General features: G+C 59.1%; 15 protein-coding genes. 8 read left to right on the forward strand and 7 right to left on the reverse strand.

The window, feature by feature from the left end:
- Positions 1-423 precede the first annotated feature (423 nt).
- Positions 424-5,820 carry a trifunctional serine/threonine-protein kinase/ATP-binding protein/sensor histidine kinase gene (locus tag ASC97_RS09165; RefSeq protein WP_162246683.1) on the forward strand — a complete coding sequence of 1,799 codons (5,397 nt, stop codon included), beginning with the start codon at positions 424-426 and terminating at the stop codon, positions 5,818-5,820.
- A gap of 103 nt (positions 5,821-5,923) precedes the next feature.
- On the opposite strand, the gene ASC97_RS09170 is transcribed toward ASC97_RS09165, so the two are convergent.
- Genes ASC97_RS09170 through ASC97_RS09185 form a run of 4 tightly spaced genes read right to left on the reverse strand, consistent with a single transcriptional unit; the run spans position 5,924 to position 9,785 of the window.
- Positions 5,924-6,517: an NADPH-dependent FMN reductase gene (locus ASC97_RS09170; RefSeq protein ID WP_057468044.1), complete on the reverse strand. Its 594-nt coding sequence runs from the start codon at positions 6,515-6,517 to the stop codon at positions 5,924-5,926.
- Between the two features lie 53 nt (positions 6,518-6,570).
- Positions 6,571-7,599, reverse strand: a complete 1,029-nt coding sequence (locus ASC97_RS09175) for a D-cysteine desulfhydrase family protein (RefSeq protein WP_057468045.1) — start codon at positions 7,597-7,599, stop codon at positions 6,571-6,573.
- A gap of 43 nt (positions 7,600-7,642) precedes the next feature.
- Positions 7,643-8,458: an SDR family NAD(P)-dependent oxidoreductase gene (locus ASC97_RS09180; protein WP_057468046.1), complete on the reverse strand. Its 816-nt coding sequence runs from the start codon at positions 8,456-8,458 to the stop codon at positions 7,643-7,645.
- Positions 8,459-8,498: 40 nt separating this feature from the next.
- Positions 8,499-9,785, reverse strand: a complete 1,287-nt coding sequence (locus ASC97_RS09185; RefSeq protein ID WP_057468047.1) for an epoxide hydrolase family protein — start codon at positions 9,783-9,785, stop codon at positions 8,499-8,501.
- 213 nt (positions 9,786-9,998) lie between these two features.
- Between ASC97_RS09185 and ASC97_RS09190 the strand changes: the two genes are divergently transcribed.
- A complete protein-coding gene (locus tag ASC97_RS09190) occupies positions 9,999-10,667 on the forward strand; it encodes a VOC family protein (protein ID WP_057468048.1) in 669 nt (222 codons plus the stop codon).
- A gap of 271 nt (positions 10,668-10,938) precedes the next feature.
- On the opposite strand, the gene ASC97_RS09195 is transcribed toward ASC97_RS09190, so the two are convergent.
- A complete protein-coding gene (locus ASC97_RS09195; RefSeq protein ID WP_057468049.1) occupies positions 10,939-11,871 on the reverse strand; it encodes a LysR family transcriptional regulator in 933 nt (310 codons plus the stop codon).
- Between the two features lie 246 nt (positions 11,872-12,117).
- On the opposite strand from ASC97_RS09195, the gene ASC97_RS09200 reads away from it, so the two are divergent.
- The 6 genes from ASC97_RS09200 (at position 12,118) to ASC97_RS09220 (ending at position 20,539) form a co-directional block, all read left to right on the forward strand.
- Positions 12,118-12,789, forward strand: coding sequence for a response regulator transcription factor (locus ASC97_RS09200; protein WP_057468099.1), 672 nt, complete (start codon positions 12,118-12,120; stop codon positions 12,787-12,789).
- Positions 12,790-12,927: 138 nt separating this feature from the next.
- Complete coding sequence (locus ASC97_RS09205) at positions 12,928-15,573, forward strand: PAS domain-containing sensor histidine kinase (RefSeq protein ID WP_057468050.1); 2,646 nt, start codon at positions 12,928-12,930, stop codon at positions 15,571-15,573.
- On the forward strand, positions 15,570-15,944 hold the full coding sequence (locus ASC97_RS09210; RefSeq protein ID WP_057468051.1) for a response regulator: 375 nt from the start codon (positions 15,570-15,572) through the stop codon (positions 15,942-15,944). The genes ASC97_RS09205 and ASC97_RS09210 overlap by 4 nt, the downstream gene beginning before the upstream one ends.
- Positions 15,945-16,079: 135 nt before the next feature.
- The gene (locus tag ASC97_RS09215) at positions 16,080-18,695 is read left to right on the forward strand and encodes a PAS domain-containing protein (RefSeq protein ID WP_244481429.1); all 2,616 of its coding nucleotides are present in this window, start codon (positions 16,080-16,082) and stop codon (positions 18,693-18,695) included.
- 26 nt (positions 18,696-18,721) lie between these two features.
- Positions 18,722-19,063, forward strand: a complete 342-nt coding sequence (locus ASC97_RS35150; protein ID WP_244481430.1) for an ATP-binding protein — start codon at positions 18,722-18,724, stop codon at positions 19,061-19,063.
- 177 nt (positions 19,064-19,240) lie between these two features.
- Complete coding sequence (locus ASC97_RS09220; protein ID WP_057468100.1) at positions 19,241-20,539, forward strand: epoxide hydrolase family protein; 1,299 nt, start codon at positions 19,241-19,243, stop codon at positions 20,537-20,539.
- Between the two features lie 376 nt (positions 20,540-20,915).
- On the opposite strand, the gene ASC97_RS09225 is transcribed toward ASC97_RS09220, so the two are convergent.
- On the reverse strand, positions 20,916-22,439 hold the full coding sequence (locus ASC97_RS09225; RefSeq protein WP_057468052.1) for a PAS domain-containing sensor histidine kinase: 1,524 nt from the start codon (positions 22,437-22,439) through the stop codon (positions 20,916-20,918).
- A gap of 347 nt (positions 22,440-22,786) precedes the next feature.
- Positions 22,787-23,833: a blue-light-activated histidine kinase gene (gene lov, locus ASC97_RS09230; RefSeq protein WP_057468053.1), complete on the reverse strand. Its 1,047-nt coding sequence runs from the start codon at positions 23,831-23,833 to the stop codon at positions 22,787-22,789.
- Between the last annotated feature and the right edge of the window lie 417 nt (positions 23,834-24,250).

Below are 24,250 nucleotides of genomic sequence, written 5' to 3' on the forward strand. Positions count from 1 at the left end.
CCGGGCCGCAGCGCGATCGTATCGTCACGCCGCGACCATACGCGATGAGCGGCAGACGCGAGGCCCGCCCGACACCTAAGTATAATATCGACCCTTCGGTTCCATGGTCCATTCTTCGTTTGCATCCAGGGAGATGTCGATCGAAAGTCTGGACAGGTCGTCGAGGTGTTTCCAAAGCTTCGTTTCTTGGCAATTTCGCGCTAACATTTCCCGGAACGTTGTGCTCTGCTTGGGGACCCGAAAGCAGTCTGCCTGTGTAAGCGCATACCGAAAGCACGGGTAGCGCTTGGCGTAACCGACAAGGATTTCGGAATGGACCTGTCAGGTTACATGTTAGAAGCGCTTTGTCGCGAAGGTGCGTTTGAGCTGTTTAGGGGATACAACCGTAACGCCTCCGCTTCGGATCCGCCGACGATACTTGTCTTGGTTCCCACCTTTGAACGCCCCCGGTTCGATTACGTCGGGATGTTGGAACGCGAGTTCGCCCTCCGCACCGAACTTGACCCCGACTGGGCGGCTTTGCCCAGGGAGGTCGCACGGCTTCAAGGCAGCAAGGTGTTGTTGCTCGATGATCCGGGAGGACGACCTCTCCAACAGCTTCTCGAAGCGCCAGTCGTCTCGAGCGAACTCAAGCTCGATGTCGCAGCCTTCTTGAAAGTCGCTATCGGCATTTCCCGTTCCGTCGGAGAGATGCATGGGCGCGGGATAGTCCACAAGGACCTCAAGCCCGCACACCTCCTCCTCGATCCCGAAACCGCTAAGATATGGCTGACGGGTTTCGGGATCGCTTCGCAGAGCCGCCGAGAACGTCAGATCCCGGCGCCTCCCGAAACCATCGCCGGCACGTTGGCCTACATGGCACCCGAGCAGACGGGTTGCATGAACCGATCCATCGATTCCCGGTCCGATCTCTATGCACTGGGCGTCGTGCTCTACGAGATGCTCACGCGGGCGCTGCCATTCGTGGCCACCGAACCGATGGAGTGGGTGCACTCTCACGTGGCGCGCAGGCCGACGCCGCCGCGCGAACGAAACAGCGAAGTTCCAGTTCCGATTTCCAATATTGTCATGAAGCTGCTCGCGAAGAGCGCGGAGGATCGTTACCAGACCGCGTCCGGCCTCGAACATGACCTGCGCGTCTGCCTGCGGCAGCTCGATGCCGTGCGGACTATTGAAGATTTTGAGCTGGGGGCATTCGACCGACCAAATCGTATGTTCGTACCCGAGCGGTTATTTGGGCGGGACCGAGAGACCGCGGCGATTACAGCCGCTTTTAACCGTGTAGCAACAAGCGGAACGCCGGAAGTGATCTTAGTTTCCGGATATTCCGGAATCGGCAAATCTGCAGTCGTCAGCGAGTTGCAGAAGGGGCTGATACTCCGGCAAGGGCTTTTCGCGACCGGAAAGTTCGACCAGTTGAAGCGCGACGTTCCATACCTCACCTTGTGCCACGCCTTTCAACGGATGGTTTTCGCCCTCTTGATCGAAAGCGATGTCGAACTTGATCGTTGGCGTGACGCATTCAGAAATGCGCTGGGATCCGATGGCGGGCTCATCGTCGATTTAATTCCGCCACTGAAGATCGTCATCGGGGAACAGCCGCCGGTTCCCGAACTGCCACCGAACGACGCCAAGCGGCGATTTCATTCGGTGTTCAGCCGTTTCCTCATGGTCTTCGCTCAGGAGCAACATCCCCTTACGATCTTCTTGGACGACCTTCAGTGGGCGGATCTGGCAACGCTCGACCTCATCGAGAGCCTGCTCTTGGAACCCGAGGTTCGGCACCTCCTTCTGCTGGGAGCGTATCGTGACAACGAAGTCGATCCACTCCATCCGGTTGTCCGTTCGTTTGACCGCATCCGAAGTGGCATCGTGACGGTACGGGATATCGTGCTGCAGCCTTTGAGCCGCCGTGATACCGGTCTGCTCGTGGCGAACTCTCTCAATTGCGAAGTGACGTACGCCACCGAGCTGTCTAACTTGATCCATTCGAAAACAGCGGGCAATCCGTTTTTTCTCATTCAGTTGCTAACGACCCTAACGGACGATGGATTGCTCTTCCTCGACGATCAGAGGAGATGGCGCTGGGATCTGGCTGGTATCGACGAGAAGGGTTACACGGAAAACGTCATAGACCTTATGGCGGCCAAGCTAAGCCGCCTGCCCCTTGGAACCCAACGAGTTTTTCAATTGCTTGCGTGTCTAGGCAGCACCAGTTCCAGCAGGCTTCTCCAACTCGTCGGCTCGACGCCCGGCACCGAGTTGCAACTGGACCTGAAGGAGGTCTTGAAGACGGAACTCGTTCTCTTCCTCGAAGGTTCCTACCGATTCCTTCATGACCGCGTCCAGGAAGCTGCATATCGCCTGCTCTCCGGCGAGAACCGCGTGAACGAGCACCTTCGGATCGGCAGACTCATGATGACGCTGATGTCGGCGGAAGAGCGAAAGGAGGCGGTCTTCGAGATCGTCAATCAGTTCAATCAGGCCATAGATCTCGTCGTTCTACGGGACGAAAAGCTGCAACTGGCTGAACTAAATCTTATCGCCGGCGATCGCGCCAAAGCCTCCACGGCCATTTCCTCGGCGCTGGCCTACTACGCTTCTGGATCCGCTCTTATTGCTGCTGAAGAATGGCCTCGCGTCCCTGACCTGGCATTCGCGTTGGAACTCAAGCGCGCCGAATGCGAGTTTCTAACAGGCGATCTTGTGGCCGCCGAAGAGCGCCTATCGCATCTGGTTTCCCGCGCCGACACAATCCTCGACCACCGAGCACTCGCCTGCTTGCGGATCGATCTTTACACGACGCTTGGTCATATCGACGTCGCAATCGAAATCGGCCTCACCTTCCTTGGCCAATATGATCAGGACTGGCGAGTTCAACCGACCGACGACGATGTAAAGAATGAGTATGACAGAACGTGGGAACTCATAGGCACTCGGACGGCTGACGAACTCATCGAATTGCCACTGATGAGCGATCCAGCGTCCCTTGCGGTCGTCGACGTGCTGACGCAGGTTGCGACGCCCGCGCTGCTAACAAACGAAAACCTGTACTCGGTGCTGATCTGCCGCACCATCAATCTGAGCCTTCAACACGGGAATACGGATGCTTCCGCCCATGCCTACGTGCATCTGGGAGCGATGGCGGGACGACGTTTTGGGAATTATCGAACAGGCTTCGATTTAGGCAGCGTTGGCTTCGAGTTGCTTGACCGGGGTCTCCAGCGTTTCAGGGCGCGCACGCTGTTGTCATTCGGAGGGCTGGTGATGACGTGGACCCACCCGTTTGCTGCCGGGCGCGATTTGATGCGGCAAGCCTTCGACGATGCGTGCAGATTGGGAGACCTGACCTTCGCTGGGTACTGCTGCAACAACCTGGTCTCGAACCTTCTGGCGGCGGGCGAATCACTCGCCGAAATCCAGCGAGAAACCGAAGTCTTCATGGAGTTCGCTCGAAAGGCACGGTTTGGCCTCGTGACGGACTTCCTAAGATCCCAGTATGCTTTCGTTTGTACGATGAGAGGAATAACCGAACCTCTCGGCCGGCTCCACGTCGACCACCTCGACGAACAGGCATTGGAAGAGCATCTGGCCGACGACCCTCGGCTGGCGATCGCCAAGCGCTGGTACTGGATCAAGAAACTTCAGGCACGGTATTTTGCCGCGGATTACCGGAGCGCGCTGGAAGCATCAGCGAATGCGCTTCGGTCGATCGCTCCACAGATGTCTTTCATCGAAGCTGCCGAAGCTCATTTCTTCAGCGCACTCACTCTTGCAGCTTTGTGCAATAATACGGCGTCCGTCGAAGGTCAGGATCATTTCAGGTCTCTCACGGAGCATTCTCATCAGCTAGCGGTCTGGGCGGGAAGCTGCCCGGAGAACTTCCAAGGCCGGGCCATTATCGTCCGGGCGGAGATCGCGCGCATCGAGGGACGGCAACTGGACGCCCAGCGTCTCTACGAGGAGGCCGTGCAATCGGCGCGGACCAGCGGGTTCCCTCACAACGAAGCGATCGCCAACGAACTCGCCGCAAGGTTCTACGCGTCATGCGGTCTGGAAACGAGTTCACACGCATATTTGCGAAACGCACATCAGGCGTATTTGCACTGGGGTGCGGATGGAAAGGCACGGCAGCTCGACCTGCTCTACCCAGATGTCAAATTGGGTCTTCGGCCTCGCGTCTCGTCCGGCACGGTGGAAGCCCTCGTTGAACAGCTCGACCTTACGACGGTGCTTAAGGTCTCCCAGGCGATCCAGGGCGAGATGCGGTTCGACAGTATCCTCGACGTCGTGATGCGCACGGCCATAGAACACGCGGGCGCGGAACGCGCTCTCCTGTTTTTTTCAGGGGATACGGGTCTTCGAACAGTTGCGGAAGCGACGACGGTCCCCCACGCCATCGACGTACAGTTGCTGGACGAGCCTATGGACGCCCACACCGTGTCGGAGCACGTTCTGAGATATGTCCTGCATTCGCGGGAAGTGGTGATCCTGGACGACGCCGCCGCACCAAACCCCTACTCCAGCGATGCCTATTTGGCGACCAATCGCGTCCGCTCGGTCTTGTGCTTGCCGTTGATCAATCAAGGCAGGTCGATCGGCGTTCTCTATCTGGAAAACAATCAGCTCTCTCAGGTTTTCGCACCTGCCCGTGTCGCCGCAATCAAGGTAATTGCATCGCAGGCCGCGATTTCGATCGACAATGCCCGCCTCTACCGCGACCTGGCAAAACGAGAAGCCCGGATCGGGCGGCTGGTGGACGCCAACATCATCGGAATTTTCATCTGGGAGCTGGGAGGGCGGATCGTCGAGGCGAATGACGCGCTCCTGACGATGACTGGATACGACCGGGCGGAGTTCGCGGAGCGCGGATTAAATTGGACCGAACTCGTGCCCCGCGACCTGCGTGCTCTCGACGATGCCCTATTTTCAGAATTGCGCGGGACCGGCAGACTTCGACCTTTCGAAAGCGAGTACATGCGAAAGGATGGCACCCGCGTTCATGTCCTGGTCGGCGTCGCGGCCTTCGACGATGACGCGGAGCAGGGTGTGGCCTACGTTCTCGACCTCACTGAACGGAATGAAGCTCAGGAGGCGCTCAACCTGGCTCGGGCGGAGCTCGCTCATTTCTCCAGGGTGTCGGCGGTCGGAGCGCTGACTGCCTCGATAACGCATGAAATCAGTCAACCGCTGTCTGGCATCATCACGAACGCCAGCCTCGCCCTTCTCGTACTCGATTCCGCGCAGCCAGATTTGAACGTCGTACGCGAAACCGTCGTCCGCACCATGCGTGACGGAGACCGCGCCAGGGGCGTTCTCGACCGGTTGCGCTCGCTCTTCAGCAAGGGGGAATTCGCGGACGAGCGTCTCGACCTCAATGAAGCCGCTCGAGAGGTTATCACGCTCGTATCCGCCGATCTCCGGCGCCAAGGGATAGACCTGCGCCTGGAATTGGCAGACGATCTGCCTGCGGTCTTCGGAGATCGGCTTCAGCTTCAGCAAGTTGTCCAGAACATCGTTCGCAATGCATCGGATGCGATGACGGATATTGGCGACCGGCCGCGACGGATGCTGATCAGAACTGCTGCACGACCCGATAATACGGTGACATTCAGTGTGACAGACTCGGGAATAGGACTACCCTCGACGGGGCAGGAGTCGCTGTTCGATGCATTCTACACCACTAAGACCGACGGCATGGGGATAGGCCTGTTCGTCAGTCGCACCATCATTGAAAGGCATAATGGCAGCTTATGGGCCGAGCCGAACCAATCCTCCCCGGGAGCGACATTCGCGTTTGCGCTTCCCAGCGTTGGGTGACGCTGCCAGTCCGCCCGGCGATATAGCGCGGGATCGTGCTCCGTGTAGAAGATAAAAACGGAGCGGGGGCGGCTCAAGCCCCCGTTCCTTTTCTTCCCAGGGGTTAGACCTCCGAAGCCTTCGCAGCCATCGTGGCCTTCGCCCACCAGACGAGCTCGTCCAGCGCAGTCTTCGCCGACGGCAGCAGATTGGCTTCGATCTCCTCGATCGGCTTGTTGCCGCCCATCGAGAAAACGGTGAAGAAGTCGCTGCCGCCAATATGAACGGCCGCATGCGTGGAAACCATCTGCAGCTCGACGCCGATTCCGCGCAGATGCTCGAGTGCGCGCGACCCGCCCGCGGTGCCATAGGCGATCGCGGTGAACGGCTTGCGCGCCCATTCCACATACGACTGGTCGAGGGCGTTCTTCAGCACGCCGGTGATCGAGCGATTATATTCCGCGACGACGAAAATGTATCCGTCGTAGCGAGCGACGGTCTGCTGCCAACGAACGGCTTCCGCACTTTGGCTTGGCGCGTAGGCGTTCGACGCGACCTCGTCGAAGAACGGCAGGGGGTGGTCACGCAGATCGACGATTTCGACGTCGATGTCGTCGCGGGACTGAGCCTGCCTCAGTATCCACTGGGCGGGCTTGTCGGCGAAACGCGTCGGCCTTGTAGAGCCGATGATGATGGCGATCTTTGGTTTCGTAGGCATGGCATTCCTCATTTTATGTCGTGTTGATGATGATGACCCTCGGGGAGAGAGGATCAGTTGCTGCTCAGGGCGTCTGCATACGCATAAAGCCCAGGAGAACCTCCGGTCATGACGAACAGGACGTTCGATCCTGGCGCGATGACTTCGTTTTCGATATCGGACAGCAGGCCGGCGAAGGCCTTCCCTCCGTAGACGGGATCAAGAAGCAGGCCTTCAGTGCGGCCGACGAGCCCGATCGCTTCGACCATTTCGGAGGTCGGCATGCCGTAGCCGCCACCGAGCTGCGCGCCGTCTATCGCCAGCTCCTGCGCTAGAATGCGGTCTTTCTTTCCGAGGAGGTCGAAGACCGCGTTGACCTTTTCCACCGTCGCGGCGACGCATGTCTCCGATGGCGAGAGAACGGTGTATGCTCTGATCCTTGAAGGATCGTTCCGAGCCAAGGCCGCTCCCGCGGCTAAGCCGGCGTGCATGCCGCCGCTGCCATTTGGGATGACGACGTGGTCGAACGCGATGCCGATCTCGGTCGACTGCACTGCAATCTCGAACGCGCAATCGACGTAGCCCAGAGCTCCGACCGGCGTCGAACCTCCAAGCGTGCCCAGGAAGGCCTTCCCCCCGGACGCGGCGATCTCGGACGACCGGCGTAGAGCGAACTCTCCGGCATCGTCTCCCGTTTTTAGGATATGAACGCGAGCGCCAAACAGACGGTCGAGCACGACGTTGCCATTCGCCTGGTAAATCTCGCTATCGCGGGGAACCATCTGCGCAAGAACCCCTTCGCATGCCAGCCCAATTCTTGCGCAGGCGGCGGCGGCCAATCGGGTGAAGTTCGACTGCACGCCTCCGGTGACGACCAGCGTGTCGCAGCCTTCCGCCATCGCCTGTCCCAGCAAGAACTCCAGCTTGCGGAGCTTGTTGCCGCCTCCGCCGAGTTCCATCAGATCGTCTCTCTTCGCCCAGATCGAAACACCTTTCCGCCGATCGCCAAGCACCTGCTCCAGCCGGCTTAATCGCTGGATCGGCGTCGGTCCTTGCATCAACCGTACCCGCGGGAATCGGTTTAGTAGATCGAGGTCGGCCATATCGTTGATCCACTTCACTCGTTGTATTCGTCGCGTCGGCACATCAAACCTGCGGCGCTAACGCGGGAGTCCGATATCGCGGAGCCGGAATGTTGCGCGAAAGATTCGGCATCAGCTTCTGCCGGGCCGCTTCGTAAGCGTTCCAGTCTGCGATGTCGGGAACCGAAGGAAGGGTGATCAATTCGCCCATGTCGAGACCCGCGAGTGCAGCATCGACCGCGTCTTCAGCCTTCATGATGATCTGGTCTGGCAGATGGTCGAGCGAACCTCCGGATGCTTCCCAAAAAGGTGTTGCGACCGCGCCCGGAAGGACCGCCTGGATGCGAATGTTCTTTTCGGCCAGTTCCTTCTGCAGGGAGAAAGTCAGGGCAATGACGAATGCCTTGGTTGCGCCGTATACCCCGTTGAGGATTTCGGGCGCGAGTCCCAGTGCCGACGCCATGTTGACGATGGTTCCGTGCTCTCGAGCGACGAAAGACGGCGCGACGGCATAGACCAGACGGGTCAGAGCCGTGACGTTGAGCTGGATCATCCGCTCCATGGCCTCCACGTCGGACATCAGCAGCGGCTCGACGGCGCCGACGCCGGCATTGTTGACCAGCATCGTGATCGACGGGTCGCTGCGAAGGATTCCTTCGATCTTCAGAAGGTCCTCCCGCTGGCCAAGATCGGCCCGAACGGTCTTCACGCTTCGACCCGTTGCCTGCGCAATATCCTTGCCGACACGGGTTAGCGAATCCTGGCTTCGCGCCACGAGTATCAGGTCGTAACCACGGCGCGCCAACTTGTTGGCGTAGAGGGCTCCGATGCCTGACGACGCGCCTGTGATAAGTGCAGTCCCTTTTGGAAAGTTCGTCATGGTATATTTCTCCTGGTTTTAGTTGGATACTTCGGATCGTTCAGCGCAACGTCCTGAACGCCGCACGCAGCTCCGATGTGAAGAGCTCGGGCTGCTCCCAGGCGGCAAAGTGGCCGCCCTTGTCGACTTTGTTGTAGTAGATGAGGTTGTGGTACGCCTTCTCGGCCCAGCTCTTCGGAGCCTGGTAGATCTCGCCAGGAAAGACGGTGATCGCCGCCGGGATCTTGATGTCGACGGCGTTGAAGTTGTTGGCGTTGTTCTCCCAGTATAGACGAGCGCCCGAGGTGGCAGTCCCGGTGAACCAGTAGAGCGATATGTCGTCGAGCATTTCGTCCTTGGTCAGGGACTTCTCCGGATCGCCGCCGCTGTACGTCCAGTCCGCAAACTTGTCGTAGTACCAGGCGGCAAGACCGACGGGCGAATCCGTCAGCGCATAGCCCAGCGTCTGCGGCCGCGTGACCATCATTAGAGCGTAACCGGCTCCCTTGGTGTAGAGAGCATTCATCTGCTCGTATGCGATCTTCTCCTCCGCGGAGAGACCGGCGGGAGCAGGCTCGCCATCGGCAAGCGCCTTCGCGATCTCAAGAGGAACCGTGGCCGGCATGTTGGTGTGAATGCCGAGCAGCCCTTCTGGCGCCTGGGCCGCCATTTTGTCGGAAACGACGGCGCCCCAGTCACCGCCTTGCGAGACGTAACGGTCATAGCCGAGCCGCTTCATCAGCACGTGCCACGCCCGTCCGATGCGGTCCGGTCCCCAGCCGGTCTCGGATGGAACCTCGGAGAACCCGTAGCCTGGCATCGACGGTATGACGACATGGAAGGCGTCTTCGGCTGTGCCGCCATGCGCGGTAGGATCGGTGAGCGGCCCGATCGTCTTGACGAGTTCGAGTACTGATCCCGGCCAGCCATGCGTCATGATCAGCGGAAGTGCATTATCGTACTTCGACTTCACGTGAATGAAGTGGATGTCGAGGCCATCGATCCTGGTCATGAACTGCGCATGTGCGTTCAGTTTCTTTTCGCAACGGCGCCAGTCGTATCCCTCGCCCCAGTACTCAACGATAGGTTTGAGCTTTTGAAGCTGCGCTCCTTGCGAACGGTCGGGAACCGTCTCCTTGCCGGGCCAGCGCGTTGCCCGGACACGGCGGCGCAGTTCATCGAGTTCCTCCTGCGGGATTGCGCACTTGAAGGGGCGGATAGCATCGCCCCCCGTTGCCGCCCTGACGGGCTTGGGGAGAACGCTGAGGGCGGCGGTCGCGGCCGTGACTGCAAGCAGTTCGCGCCGCGTCGTCGATAGTGCGGTTCTCGTTTCTACTCCTGCTGACATGACGTTCTCCGTTGAAACTGAATGGTTGGAATGCGTCCTAGGGATCGTCCGGCAGGGCTGCCGAAGATATTGTTCGAAGGTATCGGCGATACCTAAGGATCGGTAGCGACGTGCTCGACACATCGACACCTTCGGACAATGGACATCAGCGACGGCGACTGCGCATCGTGCCGACCGCGGTGAAAATGCCCGCCATTCAACAGGGAGATCGAGATGGCTATCCAGGAACCCACCCCATCCAGTTCTGCGCGCCCAGGCCACATAGACATCAAGCTCGAGGTCGTCGTCATTCCCGTGTCCGACGTCGATCGTGCCAAGTCCTTCTACACCGGCCTTGGCTGGAGGCTCGACGCCGACGTATCCGGGAAGGACGGCTTTCGCGTCGTGCAGGTGACCCCGCCGGGCTCGCCTTGCTCCGTGATCTTCGGATCGAATGTGACGGCCGCCTCACCCGGTTCCGCTCAAGGCCTTCACTTGGTCGTCACCGACATCGAGATGGCGCACGCGGCTCTTGCCTCCCGCGGCGCCGAGATGAGCGGCGTCTTCCACGACGCCGGCGGCGTCTTCCATCACAAGGGCACCGACCAACGGCTGCCAGGACCACATCCCGCCCGGTCTAGCTACGGTTCTTTCGCCTCCTTCTCCGACCCGGACGGAAACGGCTGGCTGCTGCAGGAGGTCACGGCGAGACTTCCCGGTCGCATCGACGCCAAAGGCGCTGCGTTCACATCCGCCGGCGACCTCGCAGAGGCGCTGCGAAGGGTTGCTTCCGCCCATGGCGAGTATGAGAAGCGCGTCGGCGGCAAGCACGACGAGTCCTGGCCGGAATGGTACGCCGACTATCTGGTCAAGGAGCAGGCTGGCCAAACCCTGCCGACGTGACCGCTTCAATCTCTCACTTCAAGGCTTTCCGACCGCCCTTCGGGTCTGAAAGCCTGCGCCCCAGGCGATCCTTCCCGCCCGAGCGTTGCGCAAGAACGCCGGCCCCCTCGGGCCGGCGTTCCCGCTGGCTACCGGCGACACTCGTCCGTCCGCCTCGGATAACGAGCACTCGGCCGGTACCGAGCTCATCACCGTGACTGGAGGTTAGCCGGGGAGGACGCCACGGAGAACCGTCGTTTACCTGCAGACAGCCAACCGCGTTTCGGCACAATTATTCGAGGCTGCCGGATTCTGCGGCGATGCGTCCAAGTTCCGAACGTAGACGCGGGACTGCAAAGTCGATGAAGGCTCGCACTTTCGGAACGGCTGCGCGACCTTGAGGGGTGAGGATGTGGACAGGCAGCGCAGGTGGCTCCGCCTGATGAAGAACGACTCTGAGGCGACCGTCGCGAACATATTCCGCGACATGATAAGAATAGAGCCGGGTGACGCCCATTCCTTCGGCGGCCGAGGCGGCGGCTGCTCGGACGCTATTGACGAGATAGCGTGGGGTGAAGTGAACGGTTCTTGGGGCGGACGAACCGTTGGCCGGTGCGAAGCTCCAGGATTCGAGACCGAAGTTTGAAAAGGCGATCAAGTCGTGGCGGGAGAGATCCGACGGCTCATTGATAGCGGCTCGGCTGTCGAGATATTGCGGCGCCGCGACCACGACGCGGCGAACATCTCCGCCGATCCGTGTGGACATGTGGGTCGAGTCTGCGAGATTTCCGATTCTCAGGGCGACGTCCACTCCCTCATCGACAAGGTTCACGAAGCGGTCGAGCATCAAAAGCCGAACCGAGACGTTGGCGTTCTCACGAAGGAAGCTGTCGAGGATCGGCCGGAGCACCTCTTCGCCCAGGATGGGCGGCGCCGAAATTGTCAGCGTCCCACGCGGCATGGATCGCTCTGAGCCGGCGATCATGTCCGCCTCCTCGAGATCGACAAGCACCCTGCGGCATGCTTCGACATATCTCTGGCCCGCTTCGCTCAGCTTTAGACTCCTTGTCGTGCGGTGAAGAAGCTCCACGCCGACATGTTGCTCAAGCAGACCCAATGCCCGACTGATCGCAGTTGGGGACCGCTTCAGCCTACGGGCGGCGCCCGCCAGACTTCCTTCTTCGACCGCAGTGACGAAGACCTTCATTGCATCGATACGATCCATTACCTGCTCCTGACCGCTTCTGGCGCCGGCGACCCGCGCAAAGTTGTGTCACGGGCCTTCTACCCAACAAGCGGGTGACACGCGACCCTTCAGGCCCGATACCATCGTACAATGGACTTCCCCGCTGGACCGCTCATTCTGTCCACGTTTGCTAAGCGAACTGATGATTTTGTCGCCAAGCGCACATTTTGTGATACCATTTTTCGGGAAGTTGGCGACGACCTGGACAGCTCTTTGGGAGAGCACATGTACCGGATGACCTCCACGGTGACGACTTTGAACCTAGGCGATCAGGATCGACCGACGGTCTTCGTCGTTGATGACGACATCTCAGTGCGAGAATCGCTGGAGCTGCTGATTGGGTCCGCCGGGTGGCGCCCCCTGCTTTTCGACTCCGCGCAAAGTTTTCTCGAAGCACCGGTTCTGGCCTCGCCCTGCTGCCTGGTTCTTGATGTGAATATGCCAGGACTGAACGGCCTCGATCTCCAGAGCATGATTACGACAAGCCGGAGTAGGATGCCGATCATATTCGTATCCGGTTTCGGCGACGTCCCGACGACCGTGAAAGCCCTCAAAGGAGGCGCGTTGGATTTCCTTACCAAACCGATCGAGACGGTTGCTTTCCTGGAAGCTGTGAGCTCGGCGTTGGAACAGAGCGCGGCCATGTTGCGTGACGATAGCGACTTGGTCGAACTGCAAGGGTGTTACGAGGCGCTCACCAAGCGCGAACGAGAGGTCATGGTGCGCGTGGTCAAGGGCCTTCTCAACAAGCAAGTGGCATACGAGTTGGATATCAGCGAGATCACCGTCAAGGCCCATCGCGGCCAAGTCATGCGGAAGATGTGCGCCCGAACTCTTCCAGACCTCGTGAACATGGCCGCGCGCCTTCGGCTGGAGGAGTCTGCCGAAATTCATTGAAGCATAAACTCTCGATGGGCGCGCGGCAACTTGGTAGTACCCGGCGATAAAGTCACAACCGATACCATAGGATAATATACGGCAAGTTGATTAAAACGCACGATATCCTGAGGGTGCAATCCCGCGAAAAGGATAGATATGAGCGTGGAACTCGTTCGGGTTCTGGAAGCGTTGCCAGGAATGGCTTTTACCGCCCTCCCGGACGGCAGCATCGATTTCATGAACGCCAGTTTGGTTGATTTCCTCGGGCTTGGTGAAGCGGTGACGGTCTGGCCACTAGCCGCCTCCCCCGCAGATCTGCTGAACACGAGAGAGCAGTGGTACGTGCTGCTGTCCGGACGCGAGCCTTTTGAAATCACATTGCCTATAGGTCACCCCACCGCCTCGTTGAAGGGATTGCATGTCCGTTGCAAGCCATCGATCGACAACGATCGAGTGGAGAGGTGGTACGGCTTGGCGACCGAGGGGGCGGACATTGCATCGCGACCCGAGATGGGAGAGGGCGCCGCCGCGAAGGCCTCGGAAAATCAGACTGTCTTGGAAAGCATACCGGCTGGCATAGGAGTCCTCGATGCGAACGGAAACGTCGAGGCGATCAACGGCCACCTCCTGCAATACTATGGTCGGTCGCTTGATGAACTACGTTCCTGGGGTCGAAGTGACGTAGTCCATCCCGATGACATGCAGGGGTTAACCAAAGCCGTTCAACAGGCGGTCGAAAGAGGCACGGCCTACGAGGCCGAGGTACGGCTCCGGCGCGCCGACGGAGAATATCGTTGGTTTCAAATCGTCGGTTATCCCCTCGCGGATGAAAGCGGCGGCATCGCCCGTTGGTACGCGCTCCATATAGATGTCGATGACCGGCGGAAGGCCGAGGACGCGCTACGATCCAACGAAATGGAGCTCAGGAACATCGTCAACGCGATGCCACTCACCGTGTGGACGAGCCGCCCCGACGGCTACTGCGACTTTGTGAATGATAGATGGCTGGAGTATGCCGGATTGAATGCCCAACAAGCGGAAGGCTCTGGTTGGAAATCCGTCGTTCACCCGGAGGATGCGAGCCATCTCGCAAAGTCCTGGAACGCTTCTCTTGCTTCGGGGCGTCCTGCCGATTTCGAGGCAAGAATGCGTGGAGCCGATGGCGGATACAGGTGGTTTCTCTTTCGCGCCACGCCGCTTTTGGGTCAAGACGGCAAGATCGTGAAGTGGTACGGAACCCACATCGATATAGAAGATCGCAAGCGCGCCGAACGCGCGCTTGCCGAACGAGAGCGCGAGTCTCGTTTGATCGTCGACGGCATCGCAGGCATGATAGCGATCTTTTCGCCAGACGCCCAGTTGATCGACGGCAATCAGCAGATCCTTGACTATTTCGAGCGTCCGCTCTCGGAATTGAATGACTGGTCGAGCAACGGTATCACGCACCCGGACGATCTGCAGACCTGCATCGATAGCTTCATGGGTTCCATTGCCACGGGAGAACCGTACGATTACGAAACCCGCTTTCTCCGGCACGACGGTACGTGGAGATGGTTCCAGCTTCGAGGACTCCCCCTTCGCGACGCCGAAGGCAAGATCATCCGGTGGTATGGACTATTAACGGATATCGACGACCGAAAGCGGGCCGAGGAGAAGCTGCGGAGAAGCGAGGCGTTTCTCGCGGACGCCCAACGCCTTAGCAAGACAGGGAGCTTCTTGCTGAATCTTGGTACGAGCGAAGTCACCTGGTCGGCGGAAACCTATCGTATTTTCGAAGTCGATCCGACGACGCCAGTGACGCTCGACGTCGTCCTGTCCCGTCTGGATTCAGATAGTCTGGCTACCGTGGAACAGGTTATCGATCAAGCCAACAGAGGGGCCGGCGACTTCGACTACGACATAACCCTGATAACGCCGAGCCAATCGACGAAATACATACGGGTACTTGCGCATAGTGAGCGGAACAGGGATGGGGATCAGGAATTGATCGGCGCCGTGCAGGACGTTACCGAGAGCCGGAAGGCGGAAGATGCGCTCAATCAAGCGCGGTCAGAACTGTCCTATGTAACTCGCGTTACGAGCCTCGGCGTGTTGACCGCCTCGATTGCTCACGAGGTGAACCAACCGCTAGCTGGCATGGTGACCAATGCGGAGACTTGTCTGCGAGTTCTGGCTTCGAATCCCCCAAATCTCGAGATCGCAAAGGACACGGCACGGCGAACGATCCGCGACGCAAACCGCGCTGCCGACGTGATCGCCCGTCTTTGGGAATTGTTTAGCCGCAAACCACCGCACCTCGAGGCAGTCGACATCAATGAGATTGCCGAGGAAGTCATCGCGCTGATATCGAGCGACCTGCAGCATGCGAAAACGTCATTGACGGCCGACTTCGCAAAGGATTTGCCGACCGTGACCGGCGCTCGCGTGCAGCTTCAGCAAGTTATCATGAACCTCCTTCGAAATTCGATCGAGGCGATGCCGACCGCGGGAGATCGGCCGCGACGAATTCGTTTGAGGACAGAGGGGGGTCTTGAAGAAGTCCGCCTCTGCATTGAGGATACCGGCGTAGGATTTCCCCCCCAGGGGGCAGACCGGATTTACGATGCCTTTTACACGACAAAGCCAGACGGCATGGGAATCGGCCTCTCTGTCAGCCGTTCGATTATAGAGAACCATCACGGCCGGCTGTGGGCTGCACCAAACGCTGACTATGGTGCTACCGTAGGGTTTTCAGTCCCTACGTCTCCGAGCAGCGACGGGGAAAGTATCGGTCGGTCGGCGGATATGCGGAGGAATTTATGACTACCCGCAAGAAACAGGTCTCGGTCGTCGACGACGACGAATCCGTCCGCGAAGCCCTACCGGATCTCCTCCGCTCGTTCGGTCTGTCTGTGGAAGCTTTTGCGTCCGCTGAGGCGTTTTTGAATTCTAAGTCCTTAGAGACCAGCGACGGCATGATCCTTGACGTGGCAATGCCTGGCATGACCGGGCCGGAGCTTCAGCAGGAACTCGGTCGGAGAGGCCGACGGATTTCAATCATTTTCATAACGGCGATCAAGGATGAGGACGTGCGGTCGAAATTGATACGTGAAGGTGCTTGCGACTGTCTGTTCAAACCCTTCAGCGCCGACGACCTTCAGGATGCGTTGCGCCTCGCATCATTGTTAGACTGATACAGAGGGGTTGGCGGACCTAGGATGCCTGCAATCCGGCATGCGCGTAGGTACTAAAGTGTCTAGTCCCGCGCAGTAGCCGTCAAAGGATCGATATTGTAGGCTCTCGCTCAGAACGTGGGCTTTGAGTGGGCGATGGGGATAAACGTCTTTCAGTTCTTAGATGTGCTGCCCGGCATGGTATGGACCATGCAGGAGGATGGCCAGGTCGATTTCGTCAACCGAAGCTGGGTAGAGTTCACGGGGCTGCGACCGGCGTCCGCAGAGTCTTGGCGCTGGGAGGATGCGGTGCACCCGGCCGATGTTGGCGCAGTCACCGTCCATCTGCAGAACGTTAGGCACGCAGAGACAGAGGGAACGATCGAAGCGCGCCTTCGAAACGCTACAGGCGAATTTCGTCGATTCCTCATTCAGTGGGCGCCATTGGAAGACACGTGGTGCGGGGTGGCGACCGATATTGAACCCGTCGTTCAGAAACGGGAAAGGTCACAGGCCGCACTCGATTTCCAGCTCGTCGTCGATAGCATCCCGATACCCGTGGCCGTGACAACCCCAACTGGGGAAGTCGAAGGCCTTAACCAACTGACCCTCTCCTATTTTGGACTGAGCCTCTCGGATCTAAAGGGCTGGAAGGCATCGGAGGTCGTGCACCCGGATGACCTGAAGGAAACCATAGAAGCCCAGATCGGAGCTCACATGGCGGGCACCTCTTACAACGTTGAGAGCCGCCACCTTCGCGCCGACGGCATTTATCGGTGGCATAACGTACTGGGTCTACCGCTGCGGGACCAGTCTGGTGCGATCCAGCGGTGGCTGCATCTGCTGATCGACATCGATGACCGAAAACGGGGCGAGGTAGCCCTTGCAAACAGTGAACGCGAGTCTCGATTGATTATCGGCACTATCGCAGGATTGGTTGCGCTCTTTACGCCCGAAGGTCAGTTGAATGGCGCAAATCAACAGCTTCTCGACTACTTTCAACTGCCCCTTGAAGAGGTCGTGAACTGGGCGACCAACGGCATCACGCACCCCGACGACCTGCAGCACTGTGTCGAGACATTTACGGCGTCGCTCAAGACGGGAGAGCCGTATGACTTCGAGACGCGCTTCCGTCGCTATGATGGCGAATTTCGCTGGTTCCAAGTCCGCGGTCACCCGGTCAAAGACGATAATGGCGGGATTGTCCGCTGGTATGGTCTGCTGACTGATATCGATGATCGGCGCAAGGCGGTGGAGGCGTTGCGCGAGCGCGAGATCGAGCTGCAATTGATCGTAAACTCGATCCCAGGCCTCATCATTGTGCTCCGGCCCGACGGGGCTGTGGAGAGCGTAAACGATCAGTCCTTGCGATATTTCGGCTATGATTTTAACGAGCATCAAAAGTGGCAGACCAACGATATCATTCATCCTGACGATCGCGACCGGGGCGTGGCTAGGTTCGCCGAGGCGGTCGCCGCAGGTCAATCGTACGAGGTAGTGGAAAGGCTCCGTCGGCACGACGGCGTCTATCGTTGGTTCCAGGTACGAGGAACTCCCGTGCGCGACCACGAGGGCCTCGTCGTACGATGGTACTTCCTGTTGAATGATATCGACGACCGGAAGCACGCCGAAGTGGCGCTTGCGAACAGCGAGAGGGAGTTCCGCCATATCGTCAACATGGTTCCGGGCATGATCATACTTTCGCAGCCTGATGGAACGCTCGACGGGAGCAACCAACAGCTACTGGACTATTTCGGAATCTCTCTCGACGAGGTGCAAGACTGGTCGACGAACGGCATAACTCACCCCGATGACGTGCAAGTCAATATCGACACCTTCCTGGGCGCACTCAAGGGCGGCAATCCTTACGACTACCAAAGCCGTTATCGAAGACACGACGGCGTGTTCCGGTGGTTCCAGGTGCGGGGACAGCCACTTCGGGATGCAGAGGGCAAGATCGTCCGATGGTACGGACTACTGACCGACATCGACGATCGCAAGCAGGCCGAAGATGAACTGCGTAGAAGTCAGGCCCTTCTCATTGCAGGCCAGCGCTTGATCAGGACGGGTACGTTCTCCTGGCATGTCGAAACCGACGAACTGATCTTGTCCGACGAATGGCTTCGAATCCTCGAATTCGAAAAAGACGAAGTCGTGACGTTTGACCGGATAACGGAGCGGATACATCCGGACGACGTCGCACTGTTTGCCGGGAAGATCGGCGCCGTACGCGAAGGCGACGAGGACTCGGAATACGAGGTCCGCGTTCTCGCCCGCAACGGCGACATAAAGTACGTTCGCGTCATCGGCGAGGTTATAATTCACCGGAATGGAAGTCGGGAATGCCTTGGAGCGATTCAGGACGTGACACAGAGGCGCTTGACGGAGGAAGCGCGCGATCAGTTGCGCACCGAGCTTGCGCGAGTAACCAGCATCCTCAGCCTCGGCCAGATGTCGGCGGCGATCGCGCACGAGGTGAACCAACCACTATCGGGCATCATCACGAACGCGAACACCTGTCTGCGGATGCTTGCAGCCACGCCGCCCGACATAGATACGGCCCTTGAGACGGCGCGGCGCACGATCAGGGACGGCAATCGTGCCACCGAGGTGATCGCCAGACTGCGGGCGCTATTCAGCAAGCGCAACATCGAATTCGAAGACGTCGATATAAACGACGCGGTGAGTGAGGTATTGCCTTGTCTGCAGGTGATCAGAGACGCAACGGCGTCGCTGTACGAACGTACTTTGTCAACTCCCTTCCCCCAGTGAACGGCGATCGCGTTCAACTTCAACAAGTGATCAACAACCTGCTTCGCAACGCTATTGACGCGGTATCAGGTGTGAAGGATCGGCTGAGATCGGTCGAGATCCGAACCCAGCTCGGTGGTGATGGGCAGATAAGCGTTGCGGTCAGCGACAACGGAATTGGTCTCGACCCGGACGGAGGTACGCGGATCTTCGAAGCCTTCTACACCACGAAGAACAATGGGATGGGGATCGGTCTTTCAGTCTGTCGCTCCATCATCGAGAGTCATGGTGGGCGCCTTTGGGCCGAGCCTAACCATGGGCCGGGTGTCACCATGCATTTCTCCGTACCGGCCGCCGAAGAGGCAAGCATCACCGCGGCCTCGCAATGAAAGGCTGGAATCTTCCCCCGCTCCGGCAGCTCTGATCCGGTCCACCTCCGCACGAAGTCGAGCAGTCGGGGAAGTACCCGATACAAAGGTGTCGGCCATACCTTGGTGCAATTGTTGCAGACCTCCCTCGGTGCGAATTTTCTCCTCGTCAAACAGCGCACGAGCAAGGAGGACGCCATGTCCCGAGTAGAGCCAAAAGTTACCCGTCGAACACTGCTTGCAGTCGCGGCGTCCGCCAGCGCAATCGGAGTCTTTCCTGAAGCGTTCGCAGCGACCGGTCCGGTATCCGAACTCCGACCCTTCAAGTTTACCGCGTCCAAGGATCAACTCGCCGATCTCCATCGACGCGTTGCCGCCACCCGCTGGCCGGACGAGGAAAATGTCACAGACGACAGCCAAGGCGTCAGGCTGGACACGATTAAGAAGCTCGCCACCCATTGGAAGACCCACGACTGGCGAAAGGTCGAGGCTCGGCTAAATTCATTTCCGCAGTTCCTGACCGAGATAGACGGCCTCGACATTCATTTCATTCACGTCAAGTCGAAGCACGAAAATGCGCTGCCGATAATCATCACCCATGGCTGGCCTGGATCGGTCATCGAACAGATGAAAATCATAAAGCCCCTCACCGATCCTACCGCTTTTGGTGGCACCGAAGCTGACGCTTTTCATGTGGTCATTCCTTCTCTTCCGGGCTACGGCTTCTCGGCCAAGCCCAGGCAGACGGGCTGGAATCCGCCCCGCATCGCCAAGGCATGGGCTGGGCTGATGCAGCGCCTCGGCTACACGAAGTACGTCGCGCAGGGCGGCGACTGGGGCAATGCGGTCACCGAGCTGATGGCTGTGCAGGAGCCAGCGGGCCTCATCGGCATCCACACCAACATGGCGGCCACCGTGCCGGCCGATATCGCCAAGCTGCTGTCATCGGGCGCGCCGGCGCCTGCGAACCTCTCGGACGATGAGAAGCGCGCCTATGGGCAGCTGGACGATTTCTACAAGAACGGTCTCGGCTACGCGATCGAGATGAACAATCGGCCGCAGACGCTCTACGGCATTGTGGATTCGCCTATTGGACTTGCCTCCTGGATGCTCGATCACGACATCCGCAGCTACCGGATGATCGCTCGTTCCTTCGGCGGCGAGAAGGAAGGCCTTACGCCCGACGACGTGCTCGACAACGTCACGCTCTACTGGTTGACGAATACGGCTATCTCCTCGGCTCGCCTCTACTGGGACAACGCGCACTTCCCCTCCGGCGGCTTCTTCGATCCACGTGGCATCAAGATCCCGGTCGCCGTCAGCGCCTTCCCAGATGAAATCTATCAGGCGCCGCAGAGCTGGGCCGAAAAGGCCTATCCGAAACTCATTCACTACGGCCGCCCGGCAAAGGGCGGACATTTCGCCGCCTGGGAGCAGCCGGAGCTGTTTACAGCCGAACTGAGAACCTCCTTTAGGTCTTTGCGTGATCAGATCTGAAACTGTCCGGCGGCGGGGTCGCCGGACTTGACTGAAATCTCACATCTGCCGACCTCTCTCTGGTCCAATCATGGAGCAGACATCAGTGACGAGGTCGGCGGGAAGCCCCTTCCCGCGCATGCGTTAGATCGTCTCCGCATCCTCCGCGTCGTGAACACAATCGGCCACATAGCTCGTGGCCCACTTATGTGGGACCTCCAAGGCAGCGACTGGGCATCTCGGCTGCGAACTGCTTCGAGTTTGCCAAAAGCCAAATCGAACCATCTAACCTATCGCCTCTTCGATGACGGCTACGACAAGCTCTCGGATGTCCAAGGCGCGCGAAGCAAGAACGAAAGGAACGCGAAAAAACGGGCATCAAACCGGCCGCTGACGATCAGAAGCACCGCCCACCTTTACAGGCCTCCGTAAGCGCCCGCGACAACTGAGCCTGCGTGTATGGCTTCGACAACCTGACGACGTCTCCGAGATCGCCGACGCCGTCCGGCAGTTCCGCGTATCCTGTCGCGAGTACGACCGGAAGCGTGGGAAACCGCTCTTGGATTTCCTGGCAGAGCCGCGCGCCTGTCATCTTCGGCATCGCATGATCGGTGACCACTACGTCCGGTAGCTGCTCTGTCCCGAGTATCGCAAGCGCCTCCTCGCCGGAACTGGCCTGGAGGGTTTCCATGCCAAGGTCCTCCAGCAGGAGCACCGTGTTCATGAGAACGAGGGCGTCGTCATCAACGACGAGCACGGTCATCGACGTAGGGGCCGGTTCCACGAGGTCCTCTGGAACGGCTGGCATGGGAGCCGCGTCGCTCTCGTCCGCGAGGGGCAGCCAGAGCTCGGCAGTCGTTCCCTCGCCTCGGGTGGATTTCAGCACCAGTTGTCCGCCGGACTGGGCCATGAGGCCGTGGACCATTGGCAGACCGAGCCCTGTGCCCTTGCCGACACCTTTCGTGGTGAAAAACGGGGTCGTTGCATTGGCCAGAGTTTGCGTGTCCATCCCCTCTCCCTGATCGCGCACCGAGAGACAGAGGTAGTCGCCTGACGAAGGTATCGCGCCCTTTGGAACGGTTCGCAGATCTGCGGCCACGACGATCTGTCCTCCGTCCGGCATGGCGTCGCGGGCGTTGACCACGAGGTTCAGAAGCGCACTCTCGAGCTGGTTCGCGTCTGTACGTACCCGAGGCAGATTGGGGGAGAACTGCGTGGCGATGACGACTTCGGGTCCGATGGTCCGGCGCATGAGTTCGGTCATACCTGCAACAAGAGCGCCGACGTCTACGGAAGCGAGCTGAAGTTCCTGGCGGCGGGAGAAGGCGAGCAGCCTCTGGGTCAGGTTCGCCCCGCGCTGTGCCCCCTGTATGGCGTTGTCGATAAGGTCAGCGACATCGGCTCTGACGGCCCTCTTTTTCGCGATCTCAAGACTTCCGAGGATCGCCGTCAAGAGGTTGTTGAAGTCGTGGGCGAGACCGCCCGTCAACTGCCCCACCGCTTCCATCTTCTGCGCCTGGAACATCGCTTCCTGCGCAGCACGTTTCTCGCTGATATCGCGAGTGATTTTCGCGAAGCCGACAAGCTTGCCGTCCGGGTTCCTGATCGGATCGATAATGACGTTCGCCCAGAAGCGCGAGCCGTCCTTCCTGAGACGCCATCCCTCGCGCTCAAAGCGGCCTTCCTGCTCCGATATCTGTAGGGCGCGCGCGGGAAGGTCTTCGGCGCGATCCTCTTCCGTGTAGAACGTAGAGAAGTGTCGTCCGACGATCTCAGCTTCCGAATAGCCCTTTAGCCGTTGAGCGCCGGGATTCCAACTCGTGACGACGCCGTCTCGGTCGAGCATGTAGATCGCATAGTCCGTGATCGCCTCCACAAGGGTGCGATAGCGCTGCTCGAGTTTTACGTCGGTCTCGTCCATGCGAACTTCCTGCCAATACTGAAGGTGTGTGGTCGTCAGGCGAGTTCTACCGCGTAGGATTTTCAAGACAACCTAAAATTCCATGCGCCGTCGTACCGAGCGGTGGGCGAAGCCGGAAATTTCCTGCGGTAATTCTGTACGAAGGTGGTGCAGCTCTCAGATTCACACTTTGCGAAACCTCGCCCCAGCATGCAGGAGAGCCGGGCCCAACGGAAACTTATGTTCCGTGACCACAAGAGTCGCGAATGCCGCGGGAACGGCCGCTATCGTCGCCCGCCGACCCCGCAAAAAGAGTCACCGCTTCCGTGTGCGCGCTCATCGAGAGGCCGCGGACTGACTCGCTCATTTCACGGCGTGTTGCGCATATCAGTGCCTACCCGATCGAGGGCAGGAAGGTGGATACGTAGCGCCAGACCATCGTTGCTCCAGTCGCGCGTTATCGAGCCACCAAGCTGTTTTTCCACGACCGCTCCGACAAGGACGTTTCCAAATCCCCGTCGGGAAGGTTCCGCAGGCTGGGCTCCGCGTTCGATCCAGTGAAGAACAAAGCCCCGGGCTTCCTCGCGCCAGTTTATCGTCAACGTGCCGTTCGCGCGAGAAAGCGATCCATGGACTGCAGCGTTTGCCGCGAGTTCATGGAGAGCGAGACCTATAGGTTGGACCGCTGGGGCTGGGATCATTATCTCCGGGCCACTCGCGTTTACGCCAGCCCCACCGAAGACCCGGAGCTGAGCGCGAACGATGTCGCCAAGCAACACGTTCTGCCATCCATTTTCGGCGAGCAGCGCATGAGTGCGCGAAAGCGCCTGGACACGCTGTTGAACGGATGCCGCGTAGGATTCGATGCTGTCGGCCCTGGATAGACGGACGACGCTGTCGACGATCGCAAGAACGTTCTTCGTCCGGTGATCAACTTCCAGAAGAAGGCGGTGTTCGGCCTCCTCGAGGGTTTGGATTCGCCGATATTCGGTCACGTCGATCTGGGAGGCGAAGTAGTACACTACCATGCCATCGTCGTCCTTGATGGCGCTAATATGGAGCTGGTTCCAGAACGGGCTACCGTCCTTCCTGTAGTTCAGTATTTCGACCGTCGCGTCGCGATGCTGCGCGATCGCAGCACGAATTTCGGCAACGGCGGTGCGCGAGGTCGCTTCGCCTTGAAGAAAACGACAGTTCCGACCGATCACCTCGTCGGCGGAATAGCCCGTCAGGTTCAAGAAGGATTCGTTCGCGAGCACGATGGGCAGATCGGGATGACGGGCGTCCGTGACGACTATCGGCATCCGGGTTCGCTCGAACGCAAAAGAAGCCAGCTCCTTGCGGTCGGCCATCCCCTGATCGGACGCGGCCGAAGGTCGGTCGCCATGAATGTTGGAAGCCTCTACATGGGACAAGGGTGCACCTCGGAGTCTAATTGGTGGTAGAGAACGTTCCTAGACGTTTGTAGTTGCGAGCCTTATCGGAAAACTCATTGGCCCGATAAAAATGGACTCGAAGTGGACCTTTAGCTTGTGACCATTCTCGTAGACGATTTTCATCCCCTTGGACCTGGAGGCGGTTCTTAAAGAATTCGGGCCGACGTCGTCTCCCCCGCTGACCCGCGCGCGGACGCTCTTCAATGACCGCCACGTCCCGATATCGCGTTCGTTAATCCACGGTTGAACGGTTGAACCTGCACCGATGTGGTCGAAAATCAATTGTGCGATACCAATGCCGACCCTCTCACCGCAAAGATTGGCTGCGAGAACAATCACCACGACCACCAGACCGTTGGGGAGCTCCTTAGAGGTAGCTCAGGGCAACGGATTTCA

The organism is Rhizobium sp. Root1203 (assembly GCF_001424945.1).
Classification (GTDB): Bacteria; Pseudomonadota; Alphaproteobacteria; order Rhizobiales; family Rhizobiaceae; genus Rhizobium.

Excerpts from the sequence above, each read along its gene's own strand:
- ASC97_RS09170 (WP_057468044.1), bottom strand. The coding sequence starts at position 6,517 with ATGCCTACGAAACCAAAGATCGCCATCATCATCGGCTCTACAAGGCCG.
- ASC97_RS09175 (WP_057468045.1), bottom strand. The coding sequence starts at position 7,599 with ATGGCCGACCTCGATCTACTAAACCGATTCCCGCGGGTACGGTTGATG.
- ASC97_RS09180 (WP_057468046.1), bottom strand. The coding sequence starts at position 8,458 with ATGACGAACTTTCCAAAAGGGACTGCACTTATCACAGGCGCGTCGTCA.
- ASC97_RS09185 (WP_057468047.1), bottom strand. The coding sequence starts at position 9,785 with ATGTCAGCAGGAGTAGAAACGAGAACCGCACTATCGACGACGCGGCGC.
- ASC97_RS09190 (WP_057468048.1), top strand. The coding sequence starts at position 9,999 with ATGGCTATCCAGGAACCCACCCCATCCAGTTCTGCGCGCCCAGGCCAC.
- ASC97_RS09195 (WP_057468049.1), bottom strand. The coding sequence starts at position 11,871 with ATGGATCGTATCGATGCAATGAAGGTCTTCGTCACTGCGGTCGAAGAA.
- ASC97_RS09200 (WP_057468099.1), top strand. The coding sequence starts at position 12,118 with ATGTACCGGATGACCTCCACGGTGACGACTTTGAACCTAGGCGATCAG.
- ASC97_RS09205 (WP_057468050.1), top strand. The coding sequence starts at position 12,928 with ATGAGCGTGGAACTCGTTCGGGTTCTGGAAGCGTTGCCAGGAATGGCT.
- ASC97_RS09210 (WP_057468051.1), top strand. The coding sequence starts at position 15,570 with ATGACTACCCGCAAGAAACAGGTCTCGGTCGTCGACGACGACGAATCC.
- ASC97_RS09215 (WP_244481429.1), top strand. The coding sequence starts at position 16,080 with ATGGGGATAAACGTCTTTCAGTTCTTAGATGTGCTGCCCGGCATGGTA.
- ASC97_RS09220 (WP_057468100.1), top strand. The coding sequence starts at position 19,241 with ATGTCCCGAGTAGAGCCAAAAGTTACCCGTCGAACACTGCTTGCAGTC.
- ASC97_RS09225 (WP_057468052.1), bottom strand. The coding sequence starts at position 22,439 with ATGGACGAGACCGACGTAAAACTCGAGCAGCGCTATCGCACCCTTGTG.